22 protein-coding genes are annotated in these 25,130 nt (G+C 69.8%); 10 read left to right on the forward strand and 12 right to left on the reverse strand.

Going from position 1 to position 25,130, the window contains the following annotated elements:
- Positions 1–31: 31 nt before the first annotated feature.
- From ACGFIV_RS22160 to ACGFIV_RS22170, 3 genes are read right to left on the reverse strand one after another with little or no spacing between them, the layout of a single operon-like run.
- Entirely contained in the window at positions 32–1,123 is a 1,092-nt protein-coding gene (locus tag ACGFIV_RS22160) for a prenyltransferase (RefSeq protein ID WP_392837369.1), read from the reverse strand.
- Entirely contained in the window at positions 1,120–1,833 is a 714-nt protein-coding gene (locus ACGFIV_RS22165) for a class I SAM-dependent methyltransferase (protein WP_392837371.1), read from the reverse strand. The genes ACGFIV_RS22160 and ACGFIV_RS22165 overlap by 4 nt, the downstream gene beginning before the upstream one ends.
- Complete coding sequence (locus tag ACGFIV_RS22170; protein WP_358549903.1) at positions 1,834–3,123, reverse strand: glycosyltransferase family 4 protein; 1,290 nt, start codon at positions 3,121–3,123, stop codon at positions 1,834–1,836. It lies immediately after the preceding gene.
- A gap of 325 nt (positions 3,124–3,448) precedes the next feature.
- On the opposite strand from ACGFIV_RS22170, the gene ACGFIV_RS22175 reads away from it, so the two are divergent.
- The gene (locus tag ACGFIV_RS22175; RefSeq protein WP_358549901.1) at positions 3,449–4,474 is read left to right on the forward strand and encodes a GDP-mannose 4,6-dehydratase; all 1,026 of its coding nucleotides are present in this window, start codon (positions 3,449–3,451) and stop codon (positions 4,472–4,474) included.
- Between the two features lie 18 nt (positions 4,475–4,492).
- On the opposite strand, the gene ACGFIV_RS22180 is transcribed toward ACGFIV_RS22175, so the two are convergent.
- The 5 genes from ACGFIV_RS22180 to ACGFIV_RS22200 form a co-directional block, all read right to left on the reverse strand.
- Entirely contained in the window at positions 4,493–5,836 is a 1,344-nt protein-coding gene (locus ACGFIV_RS22180) for a mannosyltransferase family protein (RefSeq protein ID WP_358549899.1), read from the reverse strand.
- Positions 5,837–5,960: 124 nt separating this feature from the next.
- Positions 5,961–7,874, reverse strand: coding sequence for a hypothetical protein (locus tag ACGFIV_RS22185; protein WP_392837375.1), 1,914 nt, complete (start codon positions 7,872–7,874; stop codon positions 5,961–5,963).
- 134 nt (positions 7,875–8,008) lie between these two features.
- Entirely contained in the window at positions 8,009–10,012 is a 2,004-nt protein-coding gene (locus ACGFIV_RS22190; protein WP_392837377.1) for a multicopper oxidase family protein, read from the reverse strand.
- A complete protein-coding gene (locus tag ACGFIV_RS22195) occupies positions 10,009–10,446 on the reverse strand; it encodes a DUF6220 domain-containing protein (RefSeq protein WP_392837379.1) in 438 nt (145 codons plus the stop codon). The genes ACGFIV_RS22190 and ACGFIV_RS22195 overlap by 4 nt, the downstream gene beginning before the upstream one ends.
- 171 nt (positions 10,447–10,617) lie before the next feature.
- Entirely contained in the window at positions 10,618–11,820 is a 1,203-nt protein-coding gene (locus ACGFIV_RS22200; protein WP_358547945.1) for a cytochrome P450, read from the reverse strand.
- A 284-nt stretch (positions 11,821–12,104) separates the two neighbouring features.
- Here ACGFIV_RS22200 and ACGFIV_RS22205 point away from each other — a divergent pair, with 284 nt between their 5' ends.
- From ACGFIV_RS22205 to ACGFIV_RS22240, 8 genes are all read left to right on the forward strand, one after another.
- A complete protein-coding gene (locus ACGFIV_RS22205) occupies positions 12,105–12,983 on the forward strand; it encodes a fumarylacetoacetate hydrolase family protein (RefSeq protein WP_358547948.1) in 879 nt (292 codons plus the stop codon).
- Positions 12,980–14,293, forward strand: a complete 1,314-nt coding sequence (locus tag ACGFIV_RS22210) for an L-fuconate dehydratase (RefSeq protein ID WP_358547951.1) — start codon at positions 12,980–12,982, stop codon at positions 14,291–14,293. The genes ACGFIV_RS22205 and ACGFIV_RS22210 overlap by 4 nt, the downstream gene beginning before the upstream one ends.
- A gap of 39 nt (positions 14,294–14,332) precedes the next feature.
- A complete protein-coding gene (locus ACGFIV_RS22215) occupies positions 14,333–15,079 on the forward strand; it encodes an SDR family oxidoreductase (protein WP_358547954.1) in 747 nt (248 codons plus the stop codon).
- A gap of 142 nt (positions 15,080–15,221) precedes the next feature.
- Positions 15,222–16,253, forward strand: a complete 1,032-nt coding sequence (locus tag ACGFIV_RS22220) for a sugar ABC transporter substrate-binding protein (RefSeq protein ID WP_358547957.1) — start codon at positions 15,222–15,224, stop codon at positions 16,251–16,253.
- Positions 16,253–17,752, forward strand: a complete 1,500-nt coding sequence (locus ACGFIV_RS22225) for a sugar ABC transporter ATP-binding protein (protein ID WP_358547960.1) — start codon at positions 16,253–16,255, stop codon at positions 17,750–17,752. Before ACGFIV_RS22220 ends, ACGFIV_RS22225 begins: the two co-directional genes overlap by 1 nt.
- A complete protein-coding gene (locus tag ACGFIV_RS22230; RefSeq protein ID WP_358547963.1) occupies positions 17,749–18,792 on the forward strand; it encodes an ABC transporter permease in 1,044 nt (347 codons plus the stop codon). The genes ACGFIV_RS22225 and ACGFIV_RS22230 overlap by 4 nt, the downstream gene beginning before the upstream one ends.
- A 130-nt stretch (positions 18,793–18,922) precedes the next feature.
- The gene (locus tag ACGFIV_RS22235) at positions 18,923–19,900 is read left to right on the forward strand and encodes an aldo/keto reductase (RefSeq protein ID WP_358547966.1); all 978 of its coding nucleotides are present in this window, start codon (positions 18,923–18,925) and stop codon (positions 19,898–19,900) included.
- A gap of 28 nt (positions 19,901–19,928) precedes the next feature.
- Positions 19,929–20,774: an amidohydrolase family protein gene (locus ACGFIV_RS22240; protein ID WP_358547968.1), complete on the forward strand. Its 846-nt coding sequence runs from the start codon at positions 19,929–19,931 to the stop codon at positions 20,772–20,774.
- A 50-nt stretch (positions 20,775–20,824) separates the two neighbouring features.
- Here ACGFIV_RS22240 and ACGFIV_RS22245 read toward each other — a convergent pair whose 3' ends face one another.
- From ACGFIV_RS22245 to ACGFIV_RS22255, 3 genes are all read right to left on the reverse strand, one after another.
- Positions 20,825–21,289: a hypothetical protein gene (locus ACGFIV_RS22245; protein WP_358547971.1), complete on the reverse strand. Its 465-nt coding sequence runs from the start codon at positions 21,287–21,289 to the stop codon at positions 20,825–20,827.
- Positions 21,289–21,819 carry a helix-turn-helix transcriptional regulator gene (locus ACGFIV_RS22250; protein ID WP_358547973.1) on the reverse strand — a complete coding sequence of 177 codons (531 nt, stop codon included), beginning with the start codon at positions 21,817–21,819 and terminating at the stop codon, positions 21,289–21,291. The genes ACGFIV_RS22245 and ACGFIV_RS22250 overlap by 1 nt, the downstream gene beginning before the upstream one ends.
- A gap of 151 nt (positions 21,820–21,970) precedes the next feature.
- Complete coding sequence (locus ACGFIV_RS22255) at positions 21,971–22,165, reverse strand: hypothetical protein (protein WP_358547976.1); 195 nt, start codon at positions 22,163–22,165, stop codon at positions 21,971–21,973.
- A gap of 692 nt (positions 22,166–22,857) precedes the next feature.
- Here ACGFIV_RS22255 and ACGFIV_RS22260 point away from each other — a divergent pair.
- Positions 22,858–23,442: a superoxide dismutase family protein gene (locus tag ACGFIV_RS22260; RefSeq protein WP_358547979.1), complete on the forward strand. Its 585-nt coding sequence runs from the start codon at positions 22,858–22,860 to the stop codon at positions 23,440–23,442.
- Positions 23,443–23,477: 35 nt separating this feature from the next.
- Here ACGFIV_RS22260 and ACGFIV_RS22265 read toward each other — a convergent pair whose 3' ends face one another.
- Positions 23,478–25,100: a serine/threonine-protein kinase gene (locus ACGFIV_RS22265; RefSeq protein WP_392837387.1), complete on the reverse strand. Its 1,623-nt coding sequence runs from the start codon at positions 25,098–25,100 to the stop codon at positions 23,478–23,480.
- Between the last annotated feature and the right edge of the window lie 30 nt (positions 25,101–25,130).

The following is a 25,130-nucleotide window of genomic DNA, read 5'->3' on the forward strand; positions in this document are numbered from 1 at the left end:
GTGAAAGAGTTCAGCCGACCTCGTCAGGTGATCAAGTACGGCTGGCGGCGGGGGAGCAGCCGCAGGTGTCGGGGTCGGTCACGGGGATGGAGTACCGCCCGGCCTCGCGGAACAGGCCCGCCGCCGGGGTCGCGCCCGACAGGGCGTCGGCCGCGAGGATGACGGCGGCGGCGGTGTAGGCCGACTGCTCGTTGGGGAACGGCCGCTCGTTGACGAACTGCCAGCCCGTCCAGTACGACCCGTTGTCGTGGCGGAGATGCTGCATGTCCCGGTAGAGGGCGAGAGCACGTTCGGTCTCGCCCATAGCGTCAAGGGCGAGGGCCAGCTCGCAGGTCTCCGCGCCCGTCACCCACGGCTGGTCGGACACGCAGCGGATGCCGAGCCCGGGTACGACGAACGTGTCCCACTCCTCGTCCAGCCGCTCGCGAGCCTGGTCGCCGCGCACCGCGCCCCCGAGGATCGGGTAGTACCAGTCCATCGAGAAGCGGCTCTTGTCGGCGAAGGCCTCCGGATGGGCGGCGAGCACGTGGCCGAGCCGGTCGGCGGCAAGCTCCCAGTCGGGCTGCGGCTCGCCGAGGTGCTCGCCGAGCAGCACGCCGCAGCGAAGCCCCTGGTAGATGGAGGAGCAGCAGGTCAGCAGGGCGTACTCGGCCGGACTGCCCGACGCGGACCGCTCCCAGACGATCTCACCGCGAGCCGTCTGGAGGTCGACCACGAAGTCGAGCGCCTTCCTCACGACCGGCCACATCGCGCGCGCGAAGTCCTCGTCGCGGGTGACCAGCAGCTCGTGCCACACTCCCACCGCGATGTACGCGGCGTGGTTGCTCTCGCCGTTCTTCTCGACGGCCTCGCCGCGCACCGTCTTCATCGGCCATGAGCCGTCGTCCCGCTGGTGCCGTACGAGCCAGTCGTAGCCCCTCCTGGCCTCGGCGGTGAGCCCGGCGACCGTCATGGCCATCAGGCACTCGACGTGGTTCCAGGCGTCGACGTGCCCCTCGGGCCACGGCACCCCGCCGTCCGGCTCCTGTACGGCCGCGATGCTCCGCGCCGTCTCGACGATCTGCTCCGCTGTGACGACCCCGGGTACGGCCGGGACGGCGGCCCGGCCCGCGTCGGTGGTCAAGCGGGCTTCCGGACGTAGACGACCACGCTCTTTCCGATGAGAGGGTTGAGCACGGCCTCCGCGATGCGGGTGGCCGCCGGGCGCTTCATGATGTCCCAGACGAGCAGCTCGTGGTAGGCCTTGGCCAGCGGGTGGTCGTCGTCGTTCACGCCGACCGCGCACTTGATCCACCAGTACGGCGAGTGCAGGCCGTGGGCGTGGTGGTGCGGGCCGACCGAAAAGCCGGTCGCCTTGAGCTTGGCGCTCAGCTCGGCGAGCGTGTAGATCCGCACATGCCCGCCGGGGGCCGTGTGGTACGCCTCGGACAGCGCCCAGCAGATGCGCTCGGGCAGGAAGCTCGGCACGGTGATCGCGGCCCGGCCGCCCGGCTTGAGCACCCGGTGGAGCTCGCGCATCGCCGCCATGTCGTCGGGGATGTGCTCCAGCACCTCGGCCGCGATCACGCGGTCGAACGAGGCGTCGGGGAAGGGCATGGCCAGCGCGTCGCCGGTCACGGTCTCGGCGGTCGCCTCCGGCGGCACCTCGCCCGCCTTGTCCATGGCGGCGAACATGCTCGCGACACCTTCGAGCTCGGCCGCGTCCTGGTCGAACGCGACCACGTCGGCGCCGCGCCGCAGCACCTCGAAGGCGTGGCGGCCACCGCCGCAGCCCAGGTCGAGCACGCGGACACCGGGCCCGACCGGGAGCTTCCCGAAGTCGACGGTCAGCACTTACCGCTCCCCTTTCGCCTTCGCGCGGGCCTCGATGGCCTCGCGGTATGCCTCGACGGTCCGTTTGGCGACGACGTGCCAGGTGTACCGCTCCATGACCCGGTCGTATCCGGCCCTGCCGACGCGCTCCCGCTCGTCAGGGGAGTCGTGCAGCCGGCGCAGCACCGAGGCGAGCTCCTCGGGGTCGCCGGGCGAGACCTGGACGGCCGCGTCGCCGACGACCTCGGGCAGCGCGCCCGTACGGCTGGCGACCAGCGGGGTCCCGCAGGCCATGTGCTCGACGGCGGGAAGCGAGAAGCCCTCGTACAGCGAGGGCACGACGGAGATCTCGGAGGTCGCGATGAGCTCGCCCAGCTCGTCGTCGGAGATGCCGTGGACGAACTTCACGCGGTCACCGAGGGCGAGCTCCTGTACGAGCCTCTCGGTGGGGCCGCCCGGGGTGGGCTTGCTGACCACGGTGAGGTTCACGTCGCGCTCGGTGGCGAGCTTGGCGACGGCGCGCAGCAGCGTGGCGACCCCCTTCATGGGGGAGTCGGCGCTCGCCACGGCGACGATCGAGCCCTTGCGCTTCGGAAGGTGCGGGCGGGGATGGAAGAAGCGGGTGTCGACGCCCAGCGGGATGAGCCGCATGTTGTTCTGCGGCACGTTGAAGTCGCGGTGGATGTCGGCGAGGCTCGACTCGCTCACCGTGAGGATCGGCTTCAGCCGGGGCGCGACGTGGCTCTGCATGCGCACGAAGCCGTACCAGCGGCGCATCGAGAGCTGCTTGCGCAGCGGCGCGGCCCGCAGCTCGATGCGCCGGTCCACGCTGATGGGGTGGTGGATGGTGCCGACCACGGGGAAGAGCTTCTGGATGCCGAGGAGGCCGTACCCCAGCGTCTGGTTGTCCTGGACGACGTCGAAGTCGCCCTGGCGCTTCTTCAGCTCGCGCAGCGCCCGCAGGCTGAAGGTCAGCGGCTCGGGGAAGCCGGCCGTCCACATCGTGGCGACTTCGAGCACGTCGATCCAGTCGCGGTACTCGCCGAGCGCCGGGGTGCGGAAGGGGTCCTCGTCGCGGTAGAGGTCGAGGCTCGGGATCTTGGTGAGCACGACGCCCTCGTCCAGCTCGGGGTACGGCGGTCCCGAGAAGACCTCGACGTAGTGCCCGAGGGCGACGAGTTCGCGGCTGACGTGGCGCAGGTAGACGCCCTGGCCGCCACAGGTGGGCTTGCTCCGGTACGACAGGAGGGCGACCCGCAGCCTGCCCTCGCCGCGCGCCCCGTGCTCTCGCGCGTCGTCTGGAACCTCCACGGACACCCCTTTCGAGAGCGGTGCTCGGTAGCCGCCCACAAGGGGCATGTACCGCGAAAGCTGATCTTAGGAGCGAACCTTACCATCTGGTAGTGGACGCATCTCTAATATGGAATTGTGCCTCATATCACCCTCACGCGCCGCGAACTGCGAAGTTAGACCGACCGAGCGTGACTCGGTAGAACGTGTTCTAGGGTTGGCGGACGTAAGATCCTGGGCGTCCCATGGCGCCGTCCGGGGGGCATGACGGTACATTCGCGTCTTACAGCTCAGAGTTCGGGCGAAGCAGTACAAGCCGCTGATCCCGAAGAACAAGGAGGACCCGTTGGCCAGGCGTGCGCTGATCACTGGCATCACCGGGCAGGACGGCTCCTACCTCGCCGAGCACCTGCTCGACCAGGGATACGACGTCTGGGGTCTGGTGCGCGGGCAGGCCAACCCCCGGGTCTCGCGCGTTCGCAAGCTGCTCCAGGACGTGCAGCTCGTCCGAGGCGACCTGCTCGACCAGGGATCGCTGATCTCGGCCGTGGAACGCGTTCAGCCCGACGAGGTCTACAACCTGGGCGCCATCTCGTTCGTGCCCATGTCGTGGGAGCAGGCCGAGCTGACGGCCGAGGTGACCGGCATGGGCGTGCTGCGCATGCTGGAGGCGATCAGGGTCTGCTCCGGGATCACCTCCTCCCGGGCCTCCGCTTCCGGCCAGATCCGCTTTTATCAGGCTTCGTCCTCGGAGATGTTCGGCCAGGTGCGCGAGACGCCCCAGAACGAGCGCACGCCGTTCCACCCGCGCTCGCCGTACGGCGTCGCCAAGGCGTACGGGCACTTCCTCACCCAGAACTACCGCGAGTCCTACGGGATGTTCGCGGTCTCCGGCATCCTGTTCAACCACGAGTCGCCCCGGCGCGGCGCCGAGTTCGTCACCCGCAAGGTGACGCTGGGCGTCGCGAGGATCAAGCTGGGCCTCGCCTCCGAGCTGCGGCTGGGCAACCTCGAAGCCCGCCGCGACTGGGGCTACGCCGGCGACTACGTCCAGGCCATGCGCCTGATGCTCCAGGCCGCGACACCGGAGGACTACGTCATCGGCACCGGTCACACGCAGTCCGTGCGCGAGCTGGTCGTCGCCGCGTTCCAGGCGGCCGGGCTCGACTGGGAGCAGTACGTGGTCGGCGACCAGGCCCTGCACCGCCCCGCCGAGGTCGACCTCCTGTGCGCCGACCCCAAGAAGGCCCGCGTCCAGCTCGGCTGGGAACCGGCCGTGACCTTCGAGCAACTCGTCGCCATGATGGTCGAGTCCGACCTCCGCCTCCTGTCCGAAGGCAACGACCCCGAACAGGACACCTCCTGGTCCTGACGTCCTCAGGACGCGTGGTCAGCCGATCCAGGCGCCTGTGGTGAAGTTGCCGACGTTGATGGCCATGACGGGGATCATGATGGCCATGCTCGTGTACCAGACCCATGGTCGCCTGACGCCGGCGACGCCGATGGCCACCCACAGCGGGAACCAGGTCAGCGATCCGCGGCCGATCGACAGGTAGAACGACGACAGGGTGAGGAACGACAGCACCTGGGGGGCGATGTAGGCCAGTTCGGGCCAATTGCGGCGTATCGCCAGGCAGACGGCCAGGGCGAGCAGCACCGCGGCCGAGATGATCTCCTCGTAGTAGGAAGTGGTCAGCGTGGGGACGTCGTCCGACATGTTCCAGGTGTTGAGGAACGCCTCCCACGGCCAGACGGTGTGCCGTCCCCAGAACTGGTCCTGGACGGTGTTGTAGGCCAGCCAGTCGCCCGTGCGGGTCCATTGGTAGGTGACGTACAGCACCATCGGAACGCCGGGCAGAGCCAGCCAGGGCAGCACGCGCCAGCCTCCGGGCGCCTTACGGCCGTTCTCGGCCACCAGGAACATGACGAGGATGCCGAGCACCAGGAACAGGCCCGAGACGCGCACCGTGACGGCGCCCGTGGCGCACAAGGCGGCGTCATCCCAGCGGCCCCTGCGGGCGAGCAGCCACGCCGAGAGCGCCAGGGCCAGGAACAGCGCCTCGGAGTACCCGGAGAAGAGGAAGACCCCGAAGGGGCTGAGGAACAGGGCGGCCACGGCGAACTTGCCGCTGCCCGGCGCGTACGACTCGGCGAGCCGCGACAGCGCCACCGCGACGACCGCGCTGGCCACCAGGGAGATGAGCAGCGTCGCGATACGGCCGTCGTGCACGATCGGCCGCAGGAGCCTGATCAGCAGCGCCATGCCGGGGAAGAACGCGGGCAGCTTGGCGCTGTCCTGCATGCCCGGGGGGCCGTCGTAGCCGTAGTCGGCGATGGCGATGAAGTTCTCGGCGTCCCAGCGGGTGAGCCGGTTGACGAAGGGGTCCGTCGTACGGCCGGGGCCGGCCAGGTACGTGTAGATGAGGACCCCGATGTGCGACAGGAACCAGATGAGCAGCGCCCGCCGGTCGGCGGCGTCGGTGAGGAACCGCGGCGTCCACCACCGCCCTGTGTCGTCCCCATCCGGGGACGACACCGGTTCCGCCTGCGCCGTGCTTCCTCGGGCCTGTTCCGGCTCCTCTGGGGATAACGCCGGTTCCTCCTGGAGCGGGTCCGGTTCGGTGTCGTGGGCGAGGGCCGTGGTGGTGGCCGTGGCGGCGCCGGTCTCGCCGGTCGGGTGCCGGCCGGGCCCTTGGCCGAGGGCATCGGCCTGGGCGGGCTCGTGAGGTGGCATACGTTCCATCACGGGCAAATCCTGATATAGCCCTATATCGGTGGCAAGCGGTCGCCCACCGAGTGATGGCGCCGGCTCGGACGCGTCGCGAAACTTTCACGCCGCATGGGCCCCCCGCGCGGCTCTACTCGTCCAGGCGCCAGGTCCGGACGAAGCCGGCGTGGTCGACCGACAGGAGGGTGCGCTCGTCGGGCGAGACGAAGAAGGCGTCTACCTCCGCGCCGTGGCCGGCGAAGTGGCCGAGGAGTTCGCCGCTCGTGCGGGCGACGACGACGCGCCGCGCGCCGCGGTCCCACCCGATGACGCGGTCATCCCCGATCTCCCGATGCCAGCGGACGGAGCCGATCGGGTCGGGGAAGCGATGGATCCTCGGCGGGGCGGCCGGGTTCTCCAGGTCGATCACCGCGTAGCCGCCGCGGATCTGGTGCAGCACGTGGCGGCCGTCATGTGGGTCCCATTCGATAGTGGGCAGTTCGTGGAGCAGGATGCAGCGCTCGGGATCGATCAGGAACGCCCGTTCCGGCTGGGAGCGGGTCGTCAGCACGATGTGCGGCCCGATCGCGCGGATTGTCGCCCAATCAGCGCTCGGGGCGCCTCTCAGGTTGATGGATGCCCCGTCGATCGTAAAGCGCCGGGGGCCCGTCATCTCGCGGGTGTTCAGGTCGATTCGCCGCAGAGGAAAGCTAGGCAGGGGATCGGAGAACCCGGAGAACCTGTCGATTATGTAGGCGGTGTCGGCTGCGATCTCTGGCAGTCCCGGGGGCACTGTGTGCCACACGAGTCGTCCTGTCGCGACCTCCCAGGCACGCAGTTCGTGCCGCCTGTACCAGACGAGGTCGCCGCGGAAGAACAGCGACTCTTCTCCATGGAAAGTTCTGTGGAGGTTGGGGAAGTCCTGCAGGGCCACCCCCCGTATCCGGTCCGGCCGCTCGAAGTCGAGCTTGGCGAGTGTGCCCTCGCGGACGATCCAGTGCTCGCCGTCGCGGACGCCGTGTACGACGCCTTCGGCCCAGCGGGTGAACGTCACGCCTCGCGGAGGCGCCAGGAGGCGGGGCTCGCCCAGGCGCTCGATCGCTCCGGTCGCGGTGTCGCAGCGGTGCACGACGCCGTCGCGTCCGCCGAGGGCCACCATGGCGCCCCGTTCGGCGACCGCGAGGGCGGTCACCGCCGCGTCGCGGTCGGGCTGGCGGCGGCTGCCCGTCCGCCTGAGGACCCCGGGGCCCGCGGAGGCGAAGGCCGGGACGCGACTGAGCGAGGCCAGCACCTTGTCCTGGGAACGGTCTGCCACCGGTTCCACGTAGAAGACGGGGGCATCGGCCTCCAGGTCCCAGAGCTGAACGTCGCAGCCGGTCTGCAGCACCGCCAGATGCCCGCGGTCCGGGCTGAGCGCCAGCGGGCCCGCCCATGAGCTGGCCAGTTTCCGGCGATCTGGGCCTTTGGTCTGCCGCCCGCTCTTCGCCGAGACGCGCCGCAGCCGCCAGGCCGCGTTGTCGGCCTCCCACAGGTGATCGGGCTTGTCGGCGAAGCGCACCGACACCTGCCGGACACCGTCTTTGACGCTGCGCCCCCAGGCGTGGAGTTCAGTGCCGGTGCGGGCGTCGTGGACACGGACGCGGACGCGGTCCTTGACCACAACGAGACGCCGCCCCGAGGGGTGGACGTCGAAGTCGGTGCTCTGCCCCTCGGCGATCGGCATCCATATCGCCTCTTTCAGCTCGCGGTCGAGACGGGCGACGTGCGAGTCGCCCGCCAGCCACACCTCGCGCGCCGTCACCGTGACGAAGTGCGCGGGATGGTCGAGCACATGGTCGGCCTCGACCTCCATGGCCGCGTTCCAGGCGATGACACGCCGCGCCGACACCCCCAGGATCCGCGGGCCGTCGGCCACCAGGTCCAGCACCGGGTCATCGGAGCCGTCGCGCACCACGCGCACCGCGCTGGGGGATCCGATGTCCCAGGACTCGATCCGCCCGTCCTCGCGCGCCACGACCAGGAACCCGGCCTGCCCGAACGCCATCGCGGTAACTTCCGCAGCCATCCGCTCTTCCTCCCTCTGACGCACATGGATCTGGATCCGCTCCCGCGATGCCGCCGCGAACGCGCGGGACCACAGAGAAGCTAGAGGCCACTACTGGTTGGCGGCTTGTTGATCACTAGGACGGCACCCTGGGCTCAGCCGCCGTGGGCGCCGTGGAACGGGGTGGTGACGCCCTCGTAGGCCAGATGCAGGGCCATGCCCTGGTCGGCGTGGCTGAGGTTGTGGCAGTGGTTCATCCACATGCCGGGGTTGCTCGCGCGGAACGCCACTTCCCAGACCTCGCCGGGCCGTACGTCGAAGGTGTCCAGCAGCAGGGGGCCGCCCGTCGGCGCGTGGCCGTCACGGGAGAGCACCAGCACCGTGTGGCCGTGCAGGTGCCAGGGATGGGTCTCGCGCCCCCGGTTGACGACCGTGACACGGACCAGGTCGCCTTCCCGCACGAGCTGGGTGGGGATGGACGGGAACGCGTGGCCGTTCACCGTGTGCGCGTACGCCGGTCGCCCGCCCATGATGGCCAGCCCCTGGTCGAGCACGAGCGTGAAGCGGCGGTCGAAGCGGCTTCCCGCGCCGAACGGCGTGGCGGCGGGTGTGCCGTACGACAGCGGGTCGAACTCGGGCCAACCGGAGGTGTCCTCGGTGGCGGACGGACCTGGAGGCGCGGCACCGCCGTCCGGGGTGAGGCGCAGGCTGTTCGCGCGGTCGTCGGCGCGCAGCAGCGCCCCAGCGGAGGGCATGGGGAACACGAGGTCGTAGCGTCCGCCGGCGGGCAGGCGCAGCGTCGTCCGGCTCAGCTCGCCCGGCCCGTTCAGGCCCCTGCCGTCGATCGCCGCCACCTTGTACGGCGTGCCGCTCAGGGTGAACTGGTGCGGGGTGTTGTCGGTGTTGACCAGGCGCAGCCGTACGGGCGTGCCGGGCGCCACCGGTCGCTCGAACGGCTGGTCGTGGTCCCCGAGCGTGAGCTTTCCCGCGAACGTGTGTACGGGGAGGGTGAGGTCGGCCCCCTCCTTGGAAGTCTCGCGGGGCGTGACGACGAGCATCCCGTAGAGGCCCATCTTGACCCCACGGTCCGAGACCTCGTGCGTGTGGTACCAGTACGTCCCCACCTGGTTCGCGCGGAACCGGTACAGGAACTCCTGCCCGGGCAGGACGGCGTCCTGCGTCAGGCCGGGGACCCCGTCCTCGCCCGAGGGCACGTCGTAGCCGTGCCAGTGCAGGGTGACGCCCGAGGTGATGTCGGCGTTGCGCAGCCGTACCTCGATGAGGTCGCCCTCGGACGCGGTGACCGGCGGCCCGGGCACACGGCCGTCGAAGGTCCAGGCAGCGACCTCGCGCCCGGAGGACAGGGTGACGGTCGCGGTGCGGGCGGTCAGCGTGAACCGGCGCACCTCCCCGCCCGCCGCCGGGGTGGACGGCCCGCGCAGCGCGGTCACCGGCTGACCGCCGCCCGCGTGGCCGCTGCCGGAAGCGCTGGAAGCACCGGTTCCCATGGCGCTGTGGGCCTCGGTGGAATGAGCCTTGGCGGCGTGGGCTCGCGTGGCGTGGAGTTCCATGGCCGCCTGGGGGCCGCCGCCGGTGTCGGTGGCCTCGGCGGGTACGAACGCCAGGCCCGCGCCGGCCAGGCCCGTCGCGAGCGCCACGGCGGCGGTGACCCGGAGCCCGGGGACGGACGCCGAGACGGCCCGCCACGTCACCAGCACGGCCCCCACGACCAGCGCCACGGTCACCAGACCGGTGCTCCACGTCGCCGGGTACCCCACCAGCAGCGTGACCGCCGGCCCCGCCACCGCCGCGTACCCCGCCCCCAGCAACGGCACCACGACCGCCGCGTCCGCCGGCGACCCTCCCCGCCCGCGTACGGCCGTGACCAGGCGCGGCGCGGCGAGGACGCTCGCGGCGAGCAGGGTGGCGACCAGCAGCGGCAGCGTGAGCGTGAACTTCTCCTGGACGAACCACCATCCGGCGGGGGCCAGCGCGAGGGCGACCCCCACCCGGGCCAGTGACGCCGCCACGGCGACGCCGAAGAGCGCCAGGGCGAGCCCGGCGCGCCGGGCGGCGGCCGCCGCGCCCGAGCCGAGCCAGGCCACCGTAACGGCCACTCCGGCGACGAGGTCGAGCGCGATCAGCCCCGCGACCGTCATCGCACGCGCGCGGTCTCGCCGGGAGCCGCCGCCACTCCCTTGGAGAAGAGGCGGGCCTGACGGAACACCATGCCGGACACGGCCATGACGGCGAGCCCGTTGATCGCGTGCAGCCCGAGGATGGCAAGGCTTCCCGGGCTCGTGTTGCCCGCGCTGTCGTCCAGCAGTCCGCCGACGGCGATGATCAGCACCTGGACCACGACCAGGCCGAGCGGGAGGACGGTGAGGCCGATCAGCCGGCCGGGGGCCCGGGCCACGGCGGCGGCCACGGTGGCGAGCAGCGAGATGACCGGGATGATCATGCCGGTCATGCCGTGCAGGGCGTAGGAACCGTCCTCCTGTGGTTTGTCGAACGCGCCGACGGCGGCGAAGTAGAACTGCGCCACGACGGCGAAAAGCATGAGGCCGGCAAGGACGGCATAGACCCTGCGCACGGTATACCTCCATCGATCGGGTGGTTTACCGCGATGCTGGCCGAAACGGCCCGCCAGGTCGTCCGTCGTGCGGCCTCATGTCCCGTACGACGTGAGGAGTACGCCGCCGGGCGACGCCTAATCCGGCGGGCTCGAAGGAGACCCGTCCCGGGCGGCGCCTGGCGACGTGGGTCAGACCTCCACGGGGAGGGTCTTGATGCCGTTGATGAAGTTCGACCGCAGCCGCTTGGCCTCCCCGGCCTGGCGCAGGTTGGGCAGGCGCTGGGCGACGACCTCGAACAGCACCCGAAGCTCCAGCTTGGCCAGGTGGTTGCCCAGGCAGAAGTGGGCGCCGCCGCCCCCGAACCCGATGTGCGGGTTGGGATCGCGGCCGATGTCGAAGCTCGTCGGCGCGGCGAACACGTCCTCGTCCCGGTTGGCCGAGGAGTAGAAGACGACGATCTTGTCGCCTTCCTTGATCTGCTTGTCCTTGATGGTCGTGTCGCGGGTCGCCGTACGCCGGAAGAGGTTGACCGGGGACACCCACCGGACGATCTCGTCGGCGGCCGTGCGCGCGAGCGAGGGGTCGCGTACCAGCCGCTCCCACTGCGCGGGGTTCTCGAAGAGAGTGAGCATGCCGCCGGAGGCCGCGTTGCGCGTGGTCTCGTTGCCCGCTACGACCAGGAGCAGCACGAACAGGTCGAACTCGTCCTCGCTGAGCACCTCGCCGTTGTCCGCGGGCTGGAGCAGCCTGGTGACGATGTCGTCGCGCGGCTGCTCGCGGCGCTGCGCGGCGAGCTGGTTGGCGTACGCGTAGACCTCCCCGGCCGCCATCGCGCCTTCCTCGGGAGTGCCGGCGTAGTCCGGGTCCTCGCTCCCGATCATCCGGTTCGACCACTCGAAGATCTTGTTGCGGTCCTCGACGGGGGCCCCGAGCAGCTCGCAGATCACGTACAGGGGGAGGGGCGCGGCCACGTCGGTGACGAAGTCGACCGTGCCCTTGGCCGTGGCCTCGTCGATCAGGTTGTGGCAGATCTCGCGGATGTGCTCCTCCAGGGCGCCCATCTGGCGCGGCGTGAAGCCCCGGTTGACCAGCGAACGCCTGCGGGTGTGGTCGGGGGGATCCTGGTTGAGCATCATCATCCGCTGGAGCTCGCGCTGCTCCTCGGGCATCTCGTTGAACAGGGCCAGCTTCTTGCTGGAGGAGAAGAGCTCGGAGTTGCGGGAGACGTGGACGACGTCCTCGTGCTTGGTGACCGCCCAGAACCCGGGCCAGTCGAGCTGGGGATCCCCCTCGTGCCAGAAGACGGGATCGTTGGCCCGCAGCCACTTCAACTGCTCGTGCGGGACACCGTCCCTCGCGTAGTGATCCTGGTCGACGAGGTTGATTTCCATATGACCACCTGAGGTTTCGATCAAGCGCTTGGCCGAACCAGTTTTCTGAAACGTGTTCTATTACGGGTGTGCGGGCACGTCAAGTCGCGCGACCGCCACTGGTGCGCCTGCCGCGCCGATCAGCGGAAAGTGTCCGTCCCATCACCGTGCGGACGTAGTGGACATTGTACGGAAATGAAAATAGGGATCGGATGAATAAGGCCGCCTGACCTCGAAGTACTTGACGCTGGGCCATCTCCGCGTAGTCTTCTCTCTCAAGACATCCGATGAATTGAAGGAGACGCGTGAAGCTACTGCGAGTCGGACCACCCGGAGAGGAGCGTCCCGCGGTCCTGGACGACACCGGATATCCGCGTGACCTGCGAAGCCTGCTCGGCCAGGAAGCCGACCTCGACGGGGCCTTCTTCGCTTCGGGGCAGGCGGCGCGCGTCGCGAACGCGTTGCGGAGGAACGAGCTGCCGCTCCTCCGCGTGGACACGGCCTCCGGTGCGCTCGGAGGACGCATCGGGGCGCCGGTCGCGCGGCCGGGGAAGATCGTCTGCGTCGGCCTCAACTACCGCGACCACGCCGAGGAGACCGGAGCGGCCATCCCCGCCGAGCCGATCATCTTCATGAAGGCCCCCAACACCATCGTGGGGCCGAACGACGAGGTCCTCATCCCGCGTGGCAGTGTGAAGACCGACTGGGAGGTCGAGCTCGCGGTGGTCATAGGGAAGACCGCGCGTTACCTCGACTCCCAGGAGGCGGCGCTCGACTGCGTCGCCGGGTACGCCATCTCCAACGACGTCTCCGAGCGGGAGTTCCAGCTTGAGCGCGGCGGCCAGTGGGACAAGGGCAAGTCGTGCGAGACCTTCAACCCGCTCGGGCCCTGGCTCGTCACCGCCGACGAGGTGCCCGACCCGCAGAACCTTGGGCTCCGGCTCATGGTCAACGGCGAGGTCCGGCAGGACGGCGGCACCAAGAACATGATCTTCGGCGTGGCGGAGGTCGTGCGCTACCTGAGCCGGTTCATGGTCCTGGAGCCCGGCGACGTGATCAACACCGGCACGCCCGCCGGTGTGGCGCTCGGGATGCCCGGCCAGCCCTACCTCAGGAGCGGCGACGTGATGGAGCTGGAGATCGACGGCCTCGGACGGCAGCGCCAGATCGTGGGACAGGCATGAGCGGCCCCCTGATCGTCGCGCTGGACACCCACGACATCCGGTTTCCCACCTCAAGGCAGCTCGACGGCTCCGACGCGATGAACCCCGACCCCGACTACTCCGCCGCGTACGTGGTCCTGCGGACCGACACCGGCGTCGAGGGGCACGGGTTCGCGTTCACCATCGGCCGGGGCAACGACATCGAGACCACGGCGATCAGGGCCCTCGCGCCGTTCGTGGTGGGCAGGCGGCTCGACGACCTCGGCGCGCTCTACAAGGAGATGGTGTACGACTCCCAGCTCCGCTGGCTCGGCCCGGAGAAGGGCGTCATGCACATGGCGATCTCCGCGGTCGTCAACGCGCTATGGGACGCCAAGGCCAAGATCGAGGGCAAGCCCCTGTGGCTGCTCCTGGGCGAGATGTCCCCCGAGGACCTCGTCTCCCTGGTCGACTTCCGCTACCTCAGCGACGCGCTGACCCCCGAAGAGGCGCTCGGCATCCTCCAGAGAGCCGAGCCCGGACGGCAGGAGCGGATCAGCCGCCTCAAGGCCGAGGGCTACGCCGCCTACACCACCTCGCCGGGCTGGCTCGGGTACGACGACGACAAGCTGCGCCGCCTGTGCAAGGAGGCGCTCGAACAGGGGTTCACCCAGATCAAGCTGAAGGTCGGAGCCGATCTGGAGGACGACAGGCGGCGGATGCGCATCGCCCGCGAGGTCTGCGGGCCCCGGTTCCGCATCGCGATCGACGCCAACCAGCGCTGGGACGTCGGCTCGGCCATCACCTGGGTCAACGCGCTCAAGGAGTTCGACCCGTACTGGGTCGAGGAGCCGACGAGCCCCGACGACGTCCTCGGCCACGCCACGATCGCGCGGGCGCTCGCGCCGATCAAGGTGGCCACCGGCGAGCACGTCCAGAACCGTGTGGTCTTCAAGCAGATGCTGCAGGCCGGCTCGCTCTCGATCGTCCAGCTCGACTCCGCCCGGGTGGGCGGTGTGAACGAGAACGTCGCGATCCTGCTGCTCGCGGCCAAGTTCGGGATGCCCGTCTGCCCGCACGCCGGAGGCGTCGGCCTCTGCGAGCTGGTGCAGCACCTGGCGATGTTCGACTACGTGGCGGTCAGCGGCAGTCTGGAGAACCGGGTGATCGAGTTCGTCGACCACCTGCACGAGCACTTCGTCGACCCCGTCGTGATCGAGAACGGCCGCTACAGGGCTCCCCTGGCACCCGGTTTCAGTGCCACGATTCGCCCGCAGTCGATCGCCGACTACACGTTCCCCGAGGGGCCCGTCTGGGCCGTCGCGGAGAGCGGCGCTCTGGAGTCGGCGTGAGGCCGGAGAAAGTGCCGGAGGAAGAGATGGAGAAGTCAGATGAGTGAGTTCGGCGGACTCACCGCGCTGGTCACCGGCGGCGGTTCCGGCATCGGCCTCGCGACGGCGACCCTGCTCGCCGACCGGGGTGCCCGGGTGGCATGCCTGGACGTCAACCCGCCGGGCGATCCCTTCTTCGGCGTCAAGGCAGACGTCACCGACGACGCCGGGGTGCGCGCGGCGGTCGCCGGCGCGGCGGAGCGCCTGGGCGGCATCGACATCCTGGTCAACAACGCCGGAATCGGCGCGGCGGGCACGATCGAGCAGAACCCCGACGAGGAGTGGTTCCGCGTCCTCGACGTGAACCTCCTCGGCATCGTCCGGGTGACGCGGGCGGCGCTGCCGTACCTGCGGGAGTCCGCCCACGCGTCCGTGGTCAACACCTGCTCGATCGCGGCCACCGCCGGTCTGCCCAACCGGGCGCTCTACAGCGCGTCCAAGGGCGCCATCCTGTCGCTCACGCTGGCCATGGCGACCGACCACCTCGTGGAGGGCATCCGGGTCAACTGCGTCAACCCGGGCACCGCCGACACTCCGTGGGTGCAGCGACTGCTCGCCGCCGCGCCGGATCCCGACGCCGAACGCCGGGCGCTGGAGCGGCGCCAGCCCATGGGGCGGCTCGTGAGCGCCGAGGAGGTGGCCGCCGCGATCGCGTACCTGGCGAGCCCCCTCGCGAGCGGTACGACAGGCACCGTGCTGGCCGTCGACGGCGGCATGCACGGGCTACGCCCCCGCCCGAAGTCCTAGGGTTCATCAAGCCCCTGGCGCCGGAGACCCGACCGGCGGCTCAACAGATGAGACAGACCCGGGCCGCTCTCAGGAGCGTCCCGCCCCCCCAACTCCCGTTGAATAGAGGCGACAAGTGAAAATACGATCGTCGGCCACGTGCGTGGCTCTTTTCGCGGTCACCATGACGCTGTCGGCATGCGGGTCCACCGGCTCGGCGACCCCCTCGGCCTCCGCCGGGGCCGGTTCCGCCGCCACCGGTGGCAAGGTCGGCGTCGACTTCCCCCGCGCCGACTCGGACTTCTGGAACTCCTACAACAAGTACGTCCCCAAGCTGGCGAGCGAGCTCGGCATGGACCTGATGCCGCCCACCAACTCCCAGAACGACGTGTCCAAGCTGGTGTCCAACACCCAGGCGCTGGTGAGCCAGGGCGCGAAGGCCATCGTCATGGCCCCGCAGGACACCGGGGCGATCGCCACCACGCTCGACCAGCTCGCGAGCAAGAAGATCCCGGTCGTCACCGTGGACACCCGGCCCGACAAGGGCGAGACCTTCATGGTGGTCCGCGCCGACAACCGGGCGTACGGCGAGAAGGCCTGCAAGTTCCTCGGTGAGCAGTTGAAGGGCAAGGGCAAGGTCGTCGAGTTCCAGGGGTCGCTGGCGTCGGTCAACGGCCGTGACCGCTCGGAGGCGTTCGCCGAGTGCATGAAGGCGAACTACCCGGGCATCACGGTCTTCGCCGAGCCGACCGAGTGGGAGGGCACCAAGGCCTCGGCCGCGTTGCAGACCCGCCTCACCCAGCACCCCGACATCAACGGCATCTACATGCAGGCCGGCGGCGTGTTCCTCGCCCCGACCCTGCAACTGCTGAAGTCCAAGAACCTCCTGGTGCCGCCGACCGACCCCAAGCACATCTTCATCGTCTCCAACGACGGCATCCCGCAGGAGTTCCAGGCCATCCGGGACGGCGAGATCGACGCCACGGTGTCCCAGCCCGCCGACCTGTACGCCAAGTGGGCGCTCTCGTACGCCAAGGCGGCGCTTGAGGGCAAGGCCTTCGCTCCCGGGAAGACCGACCACGACAGCACGATCGTCGACGTGGGCGGCGGCCGGCTGGAGGACCAGCTCCCCGCGCCGCTGGTCACCAAGGACAACGTCGACGACCGCAACCTCTGGGGCAACCAGGTCAAGTGATGCCGGAATCCACCACCCCGGCCGTGGAGGCCCGGAGCGTCACCAAGCGCTTCGGGCCGACGACGGCACTCGACGACGTGGGGATCGTCATCGGACAGGGCGAGACCCACGCGCTGGTCGGCCGGAACGGGGCCGGCAAGTCGACGCTGGTCTCGATCCTCACCGGCCTCCAGCGTCCCGACCAGGGCGAGGTGCTCTTCCAGGGCGGCCCCGCCCCCGGCATCGCGGACCGTGACGGCTGGCGCGGGCAGGTCGCCTGCGTCTACCAGAAGTCCACGATCATCCCCACGCTCACCGTCGCGGAGAACCTCTTCCTCAACCGCCAGGCGGCCCACGGCCCGATCAACTGGCGCTCGCTGCGGGCCCGCGCCCGCGACCTGCTCGACCAGTACGGCGTGGACGTCGACGCCGGCCGCCTCGCGGGCGACCTCGACGTCGAGCAGCGCCAGCTCCTGGAGATCGCCCGTGCGCTGTCGTTCGGCGCGCGGTTCATCATCCTGGACGAGCCGACCGCGCGGCTCGACGGCCCGGCCATCGAGCGGCTCTTCGACCGGATGCGGGCATTGCGGGCCCAGGGCGTGACGATGATGTTCATCTCGCACCACCTGGAGGAGGTGTACGAGGTGTGCCAGTCGGTCACGGTCTTCCGCGACGCCCGGCACATCCTCACCAGCGCCGTCGGCGAGCTTCCGCATGACGAGCTGGTCGCGGCCATGACAGGGGAGGCCGCCGCCGGCTACCAGGCCCGCGCCCGTACGGCCGACGCCAGGGCGAAGGTCGTGCTCAGCGCGGAGAAGCTGTCGCTGGCCGGGCGCTACCAGGACGTGGACCTCACCGTCCGCGCAGGGGAGATCGTCGGGCTCGCCGGCTCGGGCAGCAGCGGCAAGATCGGCCTGGCGGAGACGCTGGTCGGCCTGCAGGCCGCCGACAGCGGTCAGGTGACGATCAACGGGGGCCGTCCCCGCCCCGGGGACGTCACCTCGGCGCTGCGCGCGGGGCTCGGGTTCGTCCCCGAGGACCGTCATAAGGAGGGCTTCGTGCCGTTGCTCTCCATCGCCGAGAACGCGACCCTTCCGATCGCCCACAAGCTGGGACGGTTCGGAGCGGTCTCCCCGGCCGCGCGGCGGGCGAGGGCCGAGCGGATGATCGACGAGCTGGCCATCAAGACCACCGGCCCGTCCCAGCCCGTCGGGGATCTCTCCGGGGGGAACGCGCAGAAGGTGGTCATGGCGCGCGCGCTCGCGGACGACCCGACGGCGCTCGTCGTGATCAACCCGACCTCGGGGGTGGACGTGCGGGCGAAGCAGGCGCTGCTCGGCGCCGTCGAGGACGCCGCAGAACGGGGCGCGGGAGCCGTGCTGGTCTCCGACGAGCTGGACGACCTGCGCATCTGCGACAGGGTCGTGGTGATGTTCCACGGCCGGGTGGTCAAGGAAGTGCCACGGGGCTGGGCCGACGCCGAGCTCGTGGCGGTCATGGAAGGTGTCGACGCACGATGACTGAAACGACCGTGGCCTCACCCGGCACACCGGGCGGACCCCCCGGCTCTGCGGGCAAGACGCGTTCGGGACCGCCCGTGGTGCGGCTCGCGCGGTTCCGCGACCTCGCGCTCGTTCCCGCCATCCTGGTTCTGATGGTCGTAGGCGCGCTGCTCGAACCGGCGTTCCTCAGCGGCGACAACCTCACCAACGTGCTCCAGCAGCAGACCGAGCTGTCCCTGCTGGTGCTGGCGGAAGCGATGATCCTCATCGCCGGTAAGTTCGACCTGTCACTGGAGTCCACCGTGGGGCTCGCCCCCGCGCTGGGCGTCGGGCTGGTCATCCCGGCGGCCTCCAACGGCCTCGGCACCGACTGGCCGGCCGCGCTCGGGATCCCGATCTGCCTGCTGATCGGCGTGCTCATCGGCGCCTTCAACGGGCTGCTGATCCTGCGGTTCAAGCTGTCGGCGTTCATCGTGACGCTGGGCATGCTGATCGTGCTGCGCGGCCTGCAGATCGGTTTCACCGGCGGGCAGAACCTGTTCGCGCTGCCCGAATCGTTCCTGTACCTCGGCAACGCGCGCTGGCTCGGGCTTCCGGCGTCGATCTGGATCTGCGGGGTCGCCTACCTCGCCGGCATCGTCACCCTCGGATATTTCCGGCACGGCCGGTCGATCTACGCCATCGGCGGCAACGTCGACGCGGCCCGCGCGGCGGGCGTACGTACCGACCGGGTGGTCTGGGTGGTGTTCATGATCGGCGGGTTGCTCGCGGCCCTTTCGGGGCTGCTGATGACCGGCCGGCTCGGCTCGGTGTCGGCCGCCCAGGGCGACGGCATGATCTTCACGGTGTTCGCCGCGGCGGTCATCGGCGGGGTCAGCCTCGACGGCGGCAAGGGCACGTTGTTCGGCGCGCTCTCTGGCGTGCTGGTGCTCGGCCTGATCAACAACATCCTCACGCTGGCCGGCGTCTCGGCGCAGTGGATCCAGGCCATCTACGGAGGAATCATCCTCGTCGCCCTGATGCTGGCCCGGGTGACCAGCGGAAAGGCGCAGGACTAGGTGGGCCGGGCCGCACGTACAAGGAAGCGAGGGACGTCGTGACGCAGTGCCTCGCCCTGCGCACCCGGCTCAGGCCGGGATCCGATGGATGCCGCTCGTGGAGGCCGGTCCGATGACGAAGGAGACGTGAGTGGAGCACGGGATCGTCGGCCGGGGAGCCCGGGTGACCGCGTTCGGGCTTGGCACCGCGCCGATCGGCAACCTGTTCTCGGCGATCAGCGACGAACAGGCCGGGGAGACGGTCGAGGCGGCCTGGGCCGCCGGGGTCCGCTACTTCGACACCGCCCCGCACTACGGGCTCGGGCTCTCCGAGCGCCGTCTCGGCGCCGCGCTCCGCGACAGGCCGCGTGAGGCGTACACGCTGTCCACCAAGGTGGGCAGGCTGCTGGTGCCCTTCTCGGCCGGCGGGCGCGACGACCAGGGATTCGACGTGCCCGCGGCATACCGCAGGGTCTGGGACTTCTCCCGCGACGGGGTACGCCGCTCGATCGACGAGAGTCTCGAACGCCTGGGACACGACTCGCTCGACATCGTCCTGATCCACGACCCCGACGACCACTGGGCGGAGGCGGCCGGCGAGGCCTACCCGGCGCTGGCCGAGCTCCGCGACGAGGGCGTGATCAAGGCGATCGGGGTCGGCATGAACCAATGGGAGCTCCCGGCGCGCTTTGTCAAGGAGACCGACCTCGACCTGGTCATGCTCGCCGGGCGCTACACCCTGCTCGACCAGTCGGGCGCGGCGGAACTGCTGCCACTCTGCGAGGCGCGCGGTGTGTCGGTGTTCGCGGCGGCGGTGTTCAACAGCGGGCTGCTCGCCACGCACGACGCCACAGGCACGTACGACTACGGGCCCGCGCCGAGTGACCTGGTCGAGCGGACACGGCGCATCGCCGCCGTCTGCGAGCGGTACGACGTGACGCTCCCGCAGGCGGCCCTGGCCTTCCCCGCGCGGCACCCGGCCGTGACCTGCGTGGTCGCCGGCGCCCGATCGGCCAAGGAGGTCGAGCGCAACGCCGCCCTGGCCACGACCCCGGTCCCCGCCGCCCTGTGGACCGCCCTCGCCGACGAATCCCTGATCCCCGCCCCGGCCACGCACCCCCACCGATGATCGCCGACCCGACCATGGAGACCCATCGATGATCGACGCGCACCACCACCTGTGGGACACCACGCGCCGCGAGTACCCGTGGATGGCGGGCGAGGCGCTCGCGCCGCTGCGCAGGCCGTACGGCATCGACGACCTGCGGCGCGAGACCACGGCGGCGGGCGTCGAACGCACGGTTCTGGTCCAGACGACCAGCTCGGCCGAGGAGACCGAGGAGTTCCTGGCGACCGCCGCCGCGTCGGGCGGGCTGATAGCGGGGGTCGTCGGGTGGGTGGACCTGACCGATCCCGGCGTCGCCGACGAGCTCATGCGGCTGCGCACCGGCCCGGGCGGCGACCTGCTGGCCGGCATCCGGCACGCCGTGCAGGACGAGCCGGATCCCGCGTGGCTCTCCCGCCCGGACGTACGGCACGGCATCCGTGCGGTGGGTCAGGCCGGGCTCGCGTACGACCTGCTCGTGCTCACGCCGCAGCTCCCGGCGGCCATAGAGATCGTCAGGGACCTGCCGGGGGTCCGCTTCGTGCTCGACCACGCGGCCAAGCCCCCGATCGCGTCGGGCGCCACCGAGCCGTGGGCGAGCGGGATCAAGGCCATCGCCGAGTCGCCCAACGTGACCTGCAAGCTGTCCGGCCTGGTCACCGAGGCCACCTGGACCGACTGGGACTCCCCCCGCGTCGCCCCCTACGCCGACCACGTGCTGTCGTGCTTCGGCCCCGACCGCGTGATGTTCGGCTCAGACTGGCCCGTCTGCGAACTCGCCGCATCGTACGGACAGGTGACCGACCTGGCCCGCGCGCTCACCACCGCCCTCAGTGAGAACGAGCGCGAACAGTTCTTCACCACCACAGCGCAGACGGCGTACGCCTTGCGTGTTTGATCGGGGTCCCGGTCCGCGCGAACCGAAAGGGAAAGGTGCGGGGTCTCTTCCTAGCCGGTGACATCCGGTTTGAGGCCACGGGCAGGACGGAGCATCGGCAACTGGAAGCCGTGTACGCGCAGGCGGCCCAGGACCGTCTGCAGTCCCTCACGCATGTAGGGGTACACCTCCACCCAGGCAACCTGGTCACCGAACACCTTTAGCGAGGGGGTGCCTTCGGTGAACGCGGCCTCCCGGCCGGAGTCACGGGGGCCGTAGGTCACCACCATCGATATGGCGAACGTGACAACGGTCTCGTCATCGTCGTCCAGGACCTCGCCGGTCAGGTCGAACTTGTAGGAAAGGGAGCCGTCGGCGGTGGCGGCCGCCGCGCGGAGCTCCAGCTGAAGCCTGGACCCGCTCCCAGGCTTCAGCCTCTCCCCGGAGAAGGCCACGGGCGCGATGTCCTGCAACTCGACGCGGTCGCTGATCCTCTTGACGAGATCGGCGGGGTCTTCTCCCGCGTGCTCGCTCATCACGTCACCAGCGAGCTCGTGCCGAGAGAGATGTACTGGTCCGGAGAGGGAACTCGTGGATCCATGGGGTGTACTTCGGCCTCCAGCCGGATGCTCTCCGTGCTTCCGATGGGTGCCGACTTCCATTGGATCAGCAGGGGGCGCCCCTCGGCCTCGCCCGTCAGGAAGACGCCGGATGAGGTGGCCTGAGGGCGCTTGACGCGCCAATCGTGGCTCACCGGGCGTACGGCACGTTGCTCGACCGCGGCGCGTCGTGGCTCACCCGCGGGCACCAGTCGGATGTCCGCTTCGAACCCCATGGCGTGCAGGTAGTCCGCGAGGGTGTCTATCCGGAGGTTTCCGTCTCCGCGGAAGACCTGGTTTACGGCCGAACGACGAAACCCGAGCCGCTTGGCGAGATCACTCTGCGAACCCCCGAACAACTCCAGGGCCTGATGGAGAATCGAGAGAACTTCATGACGGAGCCGGGCCGCTGCCAGAGCTCTGGCACCCCTTGTGGTGGCCGCGAACCGCTCATACAGGTTTCTCACGACGCCAGATCCTCCTTCCTCACCCAGATGGCCTCGTCTATATGCATCCTCGGTGTCTTCAACGACCTCTTGAGGAACCCGCTGGTGATACGGATGGCGTTGGCAGGGGAGGCGGGGACGTCGAAAAATGGCAGCCGGACATCGCCCGCTTTTATCTCTTTATGCCATCACGAAGGTCGTTGAGCTCACGAGGAATGGCGAGCGAGCCTGTGTATGCATATCGCTCGAATCTCACGAGGATATCGGCGAGCCGTTTCGCGTCCTTCTGGCTGCGCGATTTTTCGAGCCTCGCGATGAACGCGTCGGCCCTGGCCTCTCCTTCACGGGTGCGTGCCGCCTCGATCATCTTGGCCGACCCCCGTTCGTAGTAGATGCGACCGCAATCGGGACACGCGCTTCGCTGTACAGTCAAAACTGTACCTCCTGGGGGGCCGCTTGTCTTCAGTAGAAGTCAAAGGATCAACCTTGACACAGAAGATTGCGATGGTGTGCTCGATTGCCGCTAATGCCCTGGATTCCAGGGCTCCCGCAGGGGCTAATTAGCCGCCTTGTAGTGGAATGTTCTGTATGCGCACTCGTACGAACGCATTGCTGCCGCTGGCCGTCGGGTTTGGCACTGCCTAGGTTTGGGGGAGTAAGCGGCGCCCGATATTGTGTCTTGTGGATTGCCGAAATTTGGTACCTGGGTATATTGCCTGGTTGATCTGTCATCGCTGCCGCGGCGTTCTGACGCGAGGTTCGCCTGTAAGACCATGAGTCGGTCCTGATCCGATGCCGCCGTCGCTCCGGATCGGGTGGGCTTGATCGCCAGGGTGTCGTTGCCGGTGCGTTCGCTGGGGCTGGTCGATCGGGGTTCCCGCGATCGTCGATGTCCATTCCAGGGGTGGAGCGCTCGGAAGGGTCCGGGGGTGGCCTCTGGTCGACGTGGCTGGTGATTGCGTACTTTTAGCGTGGTATTGGCTGAAATTAGCCCGATGTCGGGTATATCTGAAAATGCTGCCGAAGGGGCGGTCTGAATAAAGCGGGGGAGATCTCATAATGGTGGTGCGCAATGGGGTCGCGGCCATGTTGCTGCCGTTGGCGTTGCTTGATACGGGCGCCTTGGTCGCGAAAGCTCAGGCGGAGCCTGTGAGCACTGGTTCGGAGCCGGTACTGGCGCTGGGGAGATTTGGGGCGTATGTGCCGGGGCAGGTGGCCGTCACCTACGACCAGAAACTCGTTCCCGCCGGTGCCGCGGCGGCCGTGGCGTACGTGGCCTCGGGGGACGCGCTCGCTTACGTGCAGTTGAAGGCGCATGGGCTTCTTCCGAACCGCAAGTACGGCGCGCACGTGCACAACAACAAGTGCGGAGCGAAGGGCGACGACGCGGGGCCGCACTACCAGCACACGCAGGATCCCGTCACTCCCTCCACCGACCCCAAGTACGCGAACGCGCGTAACGAGATCTGGCTGGACTTCACGACCGATGCCCAGGGCAATGGATCGTCGCGCGCGGCGATGGACAGGAAGTTCACCGACCGGCATCCGCAGTCGGTCGTGATCCATGCCGAGCACACCCACACCGGAGCAGGTCACGCCGGCCAGGCGGGCGCCCGCCTCGCCTGCGTCGACGTCGGTTTCTGAGACGCGGCCGGGGACGGGGGCACGGGTGGGCGTGGTCAGGAGGATCGGGAGGCGGTGCCGGTGTAGCGGGAGGATGTCTCGCCCGGTCGGGTGACGCTGAAGGCCACCTGGTCGGAACCCTCGGGGGAGATCTCCACCGTGCTGGGGTAGCACTGGTCGCCCCGCACCTGGTCGAGCCGGAAGGCCGCCGTCGTGGCCTGTCCTTCGAGCCTGGTCAGCCGGCCCGTGCAGTGCAGGTCCGCACCCCACCGCATGGTCCCCGGCCCTGTGGCGCCCTTCAGCCAGATCTCCACGGGGAACACCCGCCCGGCGGTCGGATGCTGGGCGCTGCCGGTCCACCGGCCCGCGTACGTGAAGCCGGCGGGCGCACCCGGAGAGGCGTCCCTCGTAGTGACGAGGTCCGCCGCCCACAGCGTGACCCCGATCGCCGCGGCCGAGAGGACGGCGACCACGGCGACGAGTGCGCGCCACCTGGTGGCCGGACGGGCCGCGAGACCGGGGCTGGTCTCCGGGTGGCCATGACCGCCTACCTCCCGCCCTGAGGTGACGGTGGCCAAACCCTCGTGACCGGCGGTCCGCGGTGCGAAGGTGAGGGTCGAGGGGCCCTGGTGGTGGTCGTCCTCGGGGGTGAAGGTCAGGGTCGAGGGGCCGTCGTGGCCGGGTTCCAACGGGGTGAAGGTGAGCGTTGAGGGGCCCTGGTGGGGGGCCTCGGCCGGGGTGACGGGGTGGTGGTCGTCTTCGGGGGTGAAGGGGAGTGTCGCCGGGCCGTCGTCCACGGTGGAGGGGGGCTGTGAGGCCAGGGAGGCGCCGGTTTCCAGCACCTCGCCGGGCGACTGGGCCGGGAGGGGCGCCGCACCCTGGCCGAGGAGGCGACGCAGCACATCATCGGCGCTCGGCCGCAGGGACGGGTCCTCGGCCAGGCAGGCGACCACGATTTCGCGCAGGGGCCCGGTGAGCGCGTCGAGGTCGGCCTCGCCGAACAGGATGCGGCCCAGGGTCGCCTCGAAGGAGTCGGCGGCGTACGCGTGCCGGCCGCTGGCGGTGAAGGCGACCGTGAGAGCCCATCCGAACATGTCCGCCGAGGGCCCGGCGCGCTCACCCTTGAGCTGTTCCGGCGACAGGTAGGCGGGCGTGCCGATCGGCACCCTCCCCGTGGTGGCCGTGGTGTTCATCAGCCGCGATACGCCGAAGTCGATGACGCGCGGCCCGTCGGGGCCGAGCAGGACGTTCCCCGGCTTGAAGTCACGATGGACGACGCCCGCGCCGTGGATGGCCGCCAGCGCGGTGGCGGTGCCGACGGCCAGGCGGTCGAGCGAGCCGCCCGTACGGGGGCCCTCCGTCGTGATGTGCTGCTGGAGCGAGAGGCCGTCCACGTACTCGCTGACGATGTACGGCCGGTCGCCGTCGAGGTCGGCGTCCAGCACCTGGGCGGTGCAGAACGGCGCCACCCGCCGCACCGCCTCGACCTCGCCGATGAACCGGCGGCGCGACTTCTCCTCGTCCAGCCGTGAGTGCATCAGCTTCACCGCGACGGGGGAATCGTTGGGGGAGCGGCCGAGGAACACGACCCCCTGGCCGCCCCTTCCGAGCCGTCCCTCCAGCCGGTAGCCACCGAGCTGCTCGGGGTCTTCGGCGCGGAGGGGGGCCAGGTGAGACATGTGCAATCCCTACCAGATGTGGCACCTTCG

It is taken from the genome of Sphaerisporangium sp. NPDC049003 (genome assembly GCF_043197795.1).
In the GTDB taxonomy this organism is placed as follows: Bacteria; Actinomycetota; Actinomycetes; order Streptosporangiales; family Streptosporangiaceae; genus Sphaerisporangium.